Genomic DNA, 9076 nt, shown 5'->3' with positions numbered 1-9076 from the left:
GGGCAGCAATTCGTCGCGCGGCGGCGTCATGGCCGCGGCGCGGTGGCCCGAAGGCGCCGACAGCGGCCCGGGCCGGCGCGGCGCCAGATCGCCGCCCTGGGCAAAGCCCGAGCTGGCAGGCAGCGGCAGATCCGCCCCCGCCGCGACCGGCGCGGCCGCGGCTGGTGCCGGCTCCTTCGGCGCAACTTCGGCGGCGGGCGGGGCGGTGGGCGTCGGGGCCTGCACGGCCTCGGCTGGTTCGGCCGGCTTTGCCGCGACCTCGGCAGGCAACGGGACCGCAGGAGCATCAGGCGGCGGGGCCGCTGGTGCGACCGGGGCCGCGACCGGGGCGGCGGGCGGATCGGCAGGCGGCGCGGCAGGCAGTGCGGAAGGGTGCGGCGGCAGCGGTAGCGCCAGCGACAGGACCAGCAGCGCCGCGCCGCCCAGCAGCGCACCGTGAACAAGCCCCGCCGCAAATCCCCTTGCCATGCCTGCCCGCCCTTTCCCCGGGCCCCGGGCAGCCCCGCCGGCCGGTTTTCTTGCCCCGCGGGCTTGACCCGCCGCCGGGCTTCAGCCCATCTATAGCCGCAGATTTCCCGGGGGAAACCCCCAATGCAAGGCCTTCGCCATGATCCTGCTCATCGACAATTACGACAGCTTTACCTGGAACCTCGTGCATTACATGGGCGAGGCGGGGGCCGATGTCCGGGTCTGGCGCAACGATGCGCTGAGCGTCGACCAGGCGCTGGGAATGGGCGCGCAGGGCATCGTCATCTCGCCCGGACCCTGCGAGCCGGCGCAGGCCGGCATCATCGTGCCGCTGATCCGCGCCGTGGCCGAAACCGGCCTGCCGCTGCTGGGTGTCTGCCTGGGCCATCAGGCCATCGGCGCGGCCTTCGGCGGCAAGGTGGTGCGTGCGCCGCGCATCGTGCATGGCAAGACCGACCAGATCAGCCATGACGGCAGCGGGGTCTTTGCCGGCCTGCCCTCGCCCCTGACCGCGACGCGCTATCATTCGCTGACCGTGGACCCCGAAACCCTGCCCGACTGCCTGCGCGTCACCGCCACCGCGCCCGACGGCGCCATCATGGGGCTGGCGCATCGCAGCCTGCCCATCGAGGGCGTGCAGTTTCACCCCGAAAGCATCGCCTCGGAACACGGGCACGAGATGATCCGCAATTTCCTGCGCCGCTGCTCGAACCTGGACCGCGCCGCATGACCGAGATCCGCGCCACCGACATCCGCCCGCTGATCGGGCTTGCCGCCACCCGACCGCTGACCGGCGCCGAGGCCGACCTCGCCTTCGCGGCGCTGTTCGAGGGCAAGGCCACGCCCGCCCAGATCGGCGGTTTGCTGATGGCCATGCGCGTGCGCGGCGAGACCGTCGACGAGATGGCCGCCGCCACCCGCGCCATGCGCGCGCGCATGCACCGCATCCAGGCGCCCGCCGATGCCATGGACATCGTCGGCACCGGCGGCGACGGCAAGGGCACGCTGAACATCTCGACCGCGGCGGCCTTCGTCGTCGCCGGCGCCGGCGTGCCGGTCGCCAAGCACGGCAACCGCAACCTGTCGTCGAAATCCGGCTCGGCCGATGTGCTGGTGCATCTGGGGCTGAACGTCATGGCCACGCCCGAGGTGGCCGAGCGTGCCCTGGCCGAGACCGGCATCTGCTTCATGATGGCGCCGGTGCATCACCCGGCCATGCGCCATGTCGGCCCGGCACGGGCGGAACTGGGCACGCGCACGATCTTCAATCTGCTGGGGCCGATGACCAACCCCGGCTCGGTCACGCGTCAGCTGACCGGCACCTTCGACCGGGTGTGGAACCGCCCCATGGCCGAGACGCTGCGCGAACTGGGTTCGACCTCGGCCTGGCTGGTGCATGGCGGCGACGGCACGGACGAGCTGTCGATCGCCGGGCCCAGCTGGGTGGCGCAGCTGAAGGACGGCGAGATCAGCGAATTCCAGATCGCGCCCGAGGATGCCGGCCTGCCGCAGCACCCGTTCGAGGCGATCCTCGGCGGCGATCCGGAACAGAACGCCGCGGCGCTGCGCGCGCTGCTGGATGGCGCGCCGGGCGCCTATCGCGACGCGGTACTGCTGAACGCCGCCGCGGCGCTGCTGGTCGCCGGCCGCGCCGCCGACCTGCGCGAGGGCGTCGCCATTGCCGCCGCCTCGATCGACAGCGGCAAGGCACGGGCCCGGCTTGCGGCGCTGGCCGCGCAGGTCGGCCCGCCCGAGGCATGACCCCGCCGCAGCCCTGGGCGGATCTGCCCTTTTTCTGCCAACACTGGCCGGGGATCGCGGCGCGGCTGCAAGGCCAGGACTGGCTGCCCGGCCCGGCGCGGGTCTTTGCCGCCCTGGCCTTGACGCCGCCCGATGCGGCGCGGGTGGTGATCCTGGGCCAGGACCCCTATCCGACGCCGGGCCACGCGAACGGGCTCGCCTTCTCGGTCAGCGCCGGCACCGCCCTGCCCCGGTCGCTGCGCAACATCCTGGCCGAACTGCAGGGCGATCTGGGCGCGGCGCCGCCGGACGGGGACCTGTCCGGCTGGGCCCGGCAGGGGGTGTTGCTGCTCAACACCGCGCTCTCGGTCGCGCCCGGCCGGGCCGGCGCCCATGCCGGCTGGGGCTGGCAGCATCTGGCGCGGCAGGCGGTGGCGCGGGCGCAGGCGGTACGGCCGCTGGCCTTCATCCTTTGGGGGGCACATGCGCAAAAGGCGCTGGCGGGCCTGCCGCGGGCGCAGGATCTGGTGATCGCCACCGCCCATCCCTCGCCCCTGTCGGCGCAGCGCGGGTTCTTCGGCTCGCGCCCGTTCAGCCGGGTGAATGACTGGCTGGCGGCGCAGGGCGAAGCTCCGATCGACTGGGCCCTTTCGGAAACGGCTTTCACGGGATAGACGGGACACATGGACATTCTCGACCGCATCAAGGCCTACAAGCTTGAAGAAATCGCCGCCGCCAGATCCGCCCGCCCGCTGGCCGGCGTCGAGGCCGCGGCCCGCGCCGCTGACGCGCCGCGCGGTTTTGCCAAGGCGCTGGCCGCCAAGGCCGCCAAGGGCCATGCGCTGATCGCCGAGATCAAGAAGGCCAGCCCCTCGAAAGGCCTGATCCGCCCGGATTTCGACCCGCCGGCGCTGGCACGGGCCTATCAGGCGGGCGGGGCTGCCTGCCTCTCGGTGCTGACCGACACCCCCAGTTTCCAGGGCGCGCCCGAGTTCCTGAGCGCCGCCCGCGCCGCCTGCGACCTGCCCGCCCTGCGCAAGGACTTCCTTTACGACCCCTATCAGGTCACCGAGGCCCGCGCCTGGGGCGCCGATTGCATCCTGATCATCATGGCCTCGGTCGATGACGCCCTTGCAGCCGAACTTGAGGACGCGGCCCTTCACTGGGGCATGGACGCGCTGATCGAGGTTCATGACCGCGCCGAGCTAGACCGTGCGCTGCGGCTGAAATCGCCGCTGATTGGCGTGAACAACCGCAACCTGCGCACCTTCGAGATCAGCCTGCAGGTCACGCTGGATCTGGCCCCGCATGTGCCAGAGGGGCGCGATCTGGTCTGCGAAAGCGGCCTTTTCACGCCCGCCGACCTGAACCGGATGGGTAATGCCGGGATCAACCGCTTCCTGATCGGGGAAAGTCTGATGCGGCAGGACGATGTCACCGCCGCAACCCGCAACATCCTGGGAATTGCCGCATGAGCCTGACGCATTTCGACGCCCAGGGACAGGCGCATATGGTCGATGTCTCGGAAAAGCGCGAAACCGCGCGCGAGGCCGTGGCCGAGGGCATGGTGATCATGTCGCCCGAGACGCTGGCGCTGGCGCAGGGCGGCGCCGCCAAGGGCGACGTGATGGGGGTCGCGCGGCTTGCCGGCATCATGGGGGCCAAGCGCACCTCGGACCTGATCCCGCTGTGCCATCCGCTGCCGATCACCAGGGTCAGCGTCGATCTTGCACCCGATCAGGCCCTGCCCGGCATCCGCATCACCGCCACCGTCAAGACCGCCGGCAAGACCGGGGTCGAGATGGAGGCGCTGACCGCCGTCACCACCGCCTGCCTGACCGTCTATGACATGCTGAAGGCGGCGCAAAAGGACATGCGCATCGAAGGCATCCGCCTTCTGTCGAAAACCGGCGGAAAATCCGGGGATTTCCGCGCCCCCTGAAGGGAAAGCCATGATAAGCGTCGAAAAAGCCCATGCCCTTGTCCTTGGACTTGCCCGTGCGCCGCAGCCCGAGGAGATCGCGCTGACCGAGGCGCTGGGCCGCGCCTTGGCCGCCCCGGTGCTGGCGCGGTTGACGCAGCCGCCTTTCGACGCCTCGGCCATGGACGGCTATGCCCTGCGCTCGGCCGAGCTGCCGGGGCCGCTGCGGGTGATCGGCACCGCCGCCGCCGGCGTGCCCTATGTGGGCGTGACGCCCCCCGGCACCGCCATCCGCATCTTTACCGGCGCGCCGGTACCGGCGGGTTATGACCATGTGGTGATGCAGGAACATGTCAGCCGCAGCGATGACAGCATTACCGTCGGCGATTGCAGCGCGAACCGCAACATCCGCCCGCGCGGCAATGATTTCGCCGAAGGCGCCAGCTTTCAGCCCGCCCGCCCGCTGCGCGCCGCGGATCTGGCGCTGATCGCGGCGATGAACGTGGCGCGCGTCAGCGTCGCCCGGCGCCCGCGCGTGGCGATCATCGCCGGCGGCGACGAGTTGGTTCCGCCCGGCACCGCCCCGGGGCCGGGCCAGATCATCAGTTCGAACGACATCGTCATCGCCGCGCTCGCACGCGAGGCCGGGGCCGAGGTCACCGTGCTGCCGCTGGCGCGCGACAGCGAAGACAGCCTGCGCGCGCGCTTTGCCCAGGCCGAGGGCGCGGATCTGGTGGTGACCATCGGCGGTGCCTCGGTGGGCGATCACGACCTGATCGGCCGGGTCGCGGCGGACCTGGGCATGGAGCGTGCCTTCTACAAGCTCGCCATGCGTCCGGGCAAGCCGCTGATGGCCGGACGGCTGGGCAATGGCGCGATGCTGGGTCTGCCGGGAAACCCGGTCTCGGCCATTGTCTGCGCCAAGGTCTTCATGCAGCCGCTGATCCGCGCCATGCAGGGCCTGCCGCCGGGACCCGAACACGGCGCGGCGGTGCTGGCGCGCGACCTGCCGCCCGAGGGCGATCGCCAGCACTATCTGCGCGCAAGGCTCGCGCCCGACGACGGCCTGCCGCAGATCACCCCCTTCACCGACCAGGACAGCGCCCAGCTGTGGCTGATGGCCGAGGCCGACGCGCTGCTGCTGCGCCCGCCGCACGATCCGGCCCGCAAGGCAGGCGAGACCGTGCGCTACCTGCCGCTTTAACCGCTTCTTTACCCGAATCGGGTTAGCGATTGACGCAAGGGATTGGCAGCGCTAGAACATTCGGGGAACATGATGGCGTTCGCAGCAAGGCAGGGACCAACGATGCTGACCAGAAAGCAAATCCAGCTGCTTGAGTTCATTCAGGCGCGCATGGCCCGTGACGGGGTGCCGCCCTCATTCGACGAAATGAAACTCGCGCTGGATCTGCGCTCGAAATCGGGAATTCATCGCTTGGTGACTGCACTTGAGGAACGCGGCTTCATCCGCCGCCTGCCGCATCGCGCCCGCGCGCTGGAAATCGTCCGCCTGCCGGACAATCTCAGCAAGGGCACCGGCTTTCAGCCGCGGGTGATCGAGGGCAGCGCCGCCACGCCGTTGCCGCGCGGCGCCCTCGAGGTGTCGGTCTCGGCGGTCGATCTGCCGGTGATGGGACGCATCGCCGCGGGCGTGCCGATCGAGGCGATCTCGGAAGTGTCGCATCACATCGCCGTCCCCGGCTCGATGCTGTCGGGACAGGAACGCCATTACGCGCTTGAGGTCCGGGGCGATTCGATGATCGAGGCCGGGATCAACGACGGTGACGTGGTGGTGATCCGCGAACAGGGAACGGCCGAGAACGGCGATATCGTCGTGGCCCTGGTCGAGGGTTCCGAGGCGACGCTGAAGCGCTATCGCCGCAAGGGCGGCATGATCGCGCTCGAGGCGGCGAACCCCGCCTATGAGCCGCGCATCCTGCCTGAGGACAAGGTGCGCGTGCAGGGCCGCCTCGTCGGGCTGATTCGCAGCTATTGACCGCGCGCCGTTCACTTGCGTGGGACCCCGGCCCCTGCGGCGTTGCGGGGTGCGGTCGGTTGCGGTAACCACGGATGAAACGCGACAGGTCAAGGAAAATCCATGCGCGCTCTGACGTTCCGCATCCTCGCCGTGGTCATGCTGCTGGCAGCCCCGGCGCAGGCATTCGACACCAATGCCCGCGCCGCCTGGGTCTATGACGTGGCTACCGGCACGGTGCTGATGGGCAAGAACGCCGACGAGCCGCTGCCGCCGGCCTCGATGTCCAAGCTGATGACCGTCTACATGCTGTTCGAGGCGCTCAAGGAAGGGCGGCTGACGCTGGACACGCGCCTGCCCGTCTCGACCAGGGCGCGGCAGATGCAGGGCTCGACCATGTTCCTCGACGAACAGGACCGCCCGACCGTGGCGGAGCTGATCAAGGGCATCATCGTGCTGTCGGGCAACGATGCCTGCGTCGTGGTCGCCGAGGGCCTGGCCGGCACCGAAGAGGCCTTCGCCCGGCAGATGACCGAACGCGGCCGGGCGCTTGGCCTGACGCAATCGACCTTCACCAACGCCTCGGGCTGGCCCGACCCGCAGCATCGCATGTCGGTGCGCGATCTGGGCGTTCTGGCGCAGCATCTGATCACCGATTTTCCCGAACTCTACAAGAACTTCGCCATCGAAGAGTTCCGCTTTGACAACCGCGCCCCCTCGAACCGCCGCAACCGCAACCCGCTGCTGCACCTCGGGATCGGCGCAGACGGGCTCAAGACCGGCCATACGCAAGAGGCCGGCTACGGGCTGGTCGGCTCGACGGTGCAGGACGGGCGGCGGGTGATCTTCGTGGTCGCCGGCCTGCCCAGCGACAAGGCCCGCGCCGAAGAGGCCGAGCGCATCGTGAACTGGGCCTACCGCCAGTTCACCATGAAGACCATCGTGCCCAAGGGCGAGATCGTGGCGCAGGCGCCGGTCTGGCTGGGCGCCCAGGGCAAGGTCGGCCTGACCACCGCCGACGGGGTCAAGGTGCTGCTGCCGGCAGGCGCGCAATCCGGGGTCACCGCCGAGGCAGTGTTCAACGGCCCGATCGAGGCCCCGATCAGCAAGGGCGACCGGCTGGGCGAGCTGGTGGTCGACATTCCCGGCGCCGGCCAGTCGCGGCTGCCGCTGTTCGCCGCCAGCGATGTCGCGCGCAGCGGCGTGTTCGGGCGCATGCAAAGCGCGGCCATGCGTCTTGGCGAAAAGGCCCTGCACGCGGTCCGCAACTGAAGCCCGCCGATGTTTGTCAGCTTCGAGGGCATCGACGGCAGCGGAAAATCCACCCAGGCGCGGCGCCTGGCGCGGAAGTTCGAGGCCCGCGGCCTGCCAACCGTCCTGACCCGCGAACCCGGCGGCAGCCTCGGCGCCGAGGAGATCCGCCGCCTTCTGGTCGAGGGCGGCAGCGAAAGGTGGTCGCCCGAGACCGAGCTGCTGCTCTTCACCGCCGCCCGCCGCGATCACGTCGAGCGCCTGATCCGGCCGGCGCTGGCCCGCGGTCAGCGGGTGATCAGCGACCGCTTTGCCGATTCCAGCCGCGTCTATCAGGGTTTCGCCCGGGGCGATCTGCGCGAGATGGTCGAGGCGCTGCACCGGCTGGCCATCGGGCTGGAACCCGACCGCACTTTCGTCATCGACATCGACCCCGCCACCGCGCTGGCGCGCGGCGAGGCGCGCGGCGGCACCGAGCTGCGCTTCGAGACCATGGGGCTGGCGTTCCAGCGCCGGCTTCGTGACGGCTTTCTTGCGCTGGCCCGAGAATTCCCCGATCGTGTGCGGATCATCGACGGCAGCGGCAGCGAGGACAAGGTCGCCGCCCGCGTCCTTGCCGCCCTGCCATGAGCGACGCGTCCCTGCCCGAACCCGACCGCGTTCCCGGCGCCCCGCACCCGCGCGAGGCGGCGCGGGTGATCGGCCAGGACGCGGCGATTGCCGGTTTCCTGACCGCGGCGGCGGCGCAACGGCTGCATCACGCATGGCTGATCACCGGGCCGCGCGGCACCGGCAAGGCGACCCTGGCCTGGGGGATTGCCAAATGGCTGCTGGCCGGCGGCGGTCCCGACGATCTTGGCGTCGAGGCGGATCTTCCGGTGGTGCGTCGCATCCGCGCCCTGTCCGAACCGCGGCTCATGCTGATCCGGCGGCCGCTGGACGACAAGAGCCAGCGCCTGCGCGCCGAGATCACCGTGGACGAGATCCGCCGCCTGCAGGGCTTCTTTCACCTGAGCGCCGCCGAGGGCGGGCGGCGCGTCGCCATCATCGACGCCGCCGACGAGATGAACCCGGCCGCCGCCAATGCGCTGCTGAAACTGCTTGAGGAGCCGCCGGCGCAGGCGGTGATCCTGATGGTTGCGCATCAGCCGGCGGGACTTTTGCCCACCATCCGCTCGCGCTGCCGCGAGCTGCGCCTGCAGCCGCTGCAGGGCGACGACCTGGGCCGGGTGCTGGCCGATCTGGGGGTCGCGGCGGAAACGGACCAACTGGCCGCGCTCGCCCGCGGCTCGGTCGGCGAGGCGCTGCGCCTGGCCGGCCAGGACGGGCTTGCCGTCTATCGCCGCCTGCTGGCGCTGATGGCGGACTATCCCCGCCTGGACCGCCGCGCCATCGCGGAACTGGCAGAACTTGCCGGCGGCCGCCCCGGCGCCGAGGGCGATCCCTTCGATCTGGTCGTCACCCTGATCGACCGGCTGCTATCGCGCGCCGCCACGACCGGCCTGCTGGGCGCGCCCAGCCCGCAGGCCTCTGGCGACGAGGCGCAGATCCTGGCGCGGCTGGCGCCCGACGCCGCGGCGGCACGGCACTGGGCCGAGGCGCAGGCCCGGCTTTCCGCCTGCGCCCGCGCCGGACGAGCGGTCAACCTTGACCCTGCCGCGCTGGTCATGGATATGCTGATCGGACTTGCGAACCAGCCCGCGCCGTAACGGGATCCCGCC

General features: G+C 70.8%; 11 protein-coding genes. 10 read left to right on the top strand and 1 reads right to left on the bottom strand.

What is annotated here, in order from left to right:
* Positions 1–468 (bottom strand): hypothetical protein (locus WMK75_RS07365; RefSeq protein ID WP_347267024.1); only part of this gene is annotated, 468 nt, incomplete at its 3' end.
* A gap of 139 nt (positions 469–607) precedes the next feature.
* Between WMK75_RS07365 and WMK75_RS07360 the strand changes: the two genes are divergently transcribed.
* The 10 genes from WMK75_RS07360 to WMK75_RS07315 all read left to right on the top strand — a co-directional run bounded on the left by WMK75_RS07360 (position 608) and on the right by WMK75_RS07315 (position 9064).
* Positions 608–1198: an aminodeoxychorismate/anthranilate synthase component II gene (locus WMK75_RS07360; RefSeq protein ID WP_347267023.1), complete on the top strand. Its 591-nt coding sequence runs from the start codon at positions 608–610 to the stop codon at positions 1196–1198.
* Complete coding sequence (gene trpD, locus WMK75_RS07355; protein WP_347267022.1) at positions 1195–2229, top strand: anthranilate phosphoribosyltransferase; 1035 nt, start codon at positions 1195–1197, stop codon at positions 2227–2229. The genes WMK75_RS07360 and trpD overlap by 4 nt, the downstream gene beginning before the upstream one ends.
* A complete protein-coding gene (locus WMK75_RS07350) occupies positions 2226–2882 on the top strand; it encodes a uracil-DNA glycosylase (RefSeq protein ID WP_347267021.1) in 657 nt (218 codons plus the stop codon). Before trpD ends, WMK75_RS07350 begins: the two co-directional genes overlap by 4 nt.
* 9 nt (positions 2883–2891) lie before the next feature.
* The gene (gene trpC, locus WMK75_RS07345; RefSeq protein WP_347267020.1) at positions 2892–3683 is read left to right on the top strand and encodes an indole-3-glycerol phosphate synthase TrpC; all 792 of its coding nucleotides are present in this window, start codon (positions 2892–2894) and stop codon (positions 3681–3683) included.
* Entirely contained in the window at positions 3680–4150 is a 471-nt protein-coding gene (gene moaC / locus WMK75_RS07340; protein WP_347267019.1) for a cyclic pyranopterin monophosphate synthase MoaC, read from the top strand. The genes trpC and moaC overlap by 4 nt, the downstream gene beginning before the upstream one ends.
* A gap of 10 nt (positions 4151–4160) precedes the next feature.
* Positions 4161–5333: a gephyrin-like molybdotransferase Glp gene (glp, locus tag WMK75_RS07335; RefSeq protein WP_347267018.1), complete on the top strand. Its 1173-nt coding sequence runs from the start codon at positions 4161–4163 to the stop codon at positions 5331–5333.
* A gap of 102 nt (positions 5334–5435) precedes the next feature.
* The gene (gene lexA, locus WMK75_RS07330) at positions 5436–6125 is read left to right on the top strand and encodes a transcriptional repressor LexA (RefSeq protein WP_347267017.1); all 690 of its coding nucleotides are present in this window, start codon (positions 5436–5438) and stop codon (positions 6123–6125) included.
* Positions 6126–6227: 102 nt separating this feature from the next.
* Positions 6228–7376 carry a D-alanyl-D-alanine carboxypeptidase family protein gene (locus WMK75_RS07325; RefSeq protein ID WP_347267016.1) on the top strand — a complete coding sequence of 383 codons (1149 nt, stop codon included), beginning with the start codon at positions 6228–6230 and terminating at the stop codon, positions 7374–7376.
* 9 nt (positions 7377–7385) lie between these two features.
* Positions 7386–7985, top strand: a complete 600-nt coding sequence (gene tmk / locus WMK75_RS07320; RefSeq protein WP_347267015.1) for a dTMP kinase — start codon at positions 7386–7388, stop codon at positions 7983–7985.
* Positions 7982–9064, top strand: a complete 1083-nt coding sequence (locus WMK75_RS07315) for a DNA polymerase III subunit delta' (RefSeq protein WP_347267014.1) — start codon at positions 7982–7984, stop codon at positions 9062–9064. Before tmk ends, WMK75_RS07315 begins: the two co-directional genes overlap by 4 nt.
* Positions 9065–9076 lie beyond the last annotated feature (12 nt).

Origin of the sequence: Paracoccus sp. (in: a-proteobacteria) (genome assembly GCF_039808215.1) — a bacterium.
Lineage (GTDB): Bacteria > Pseudomonadota > Alphaproteobacteria > Rhodobacterales > Rhodobacteraceae > Paracoccus.
The sequence above is the reverse complement of the archived record's forward strand: the minus strand, read 5'-3'. Positions and strand labels throughout refer to the sequence as shown.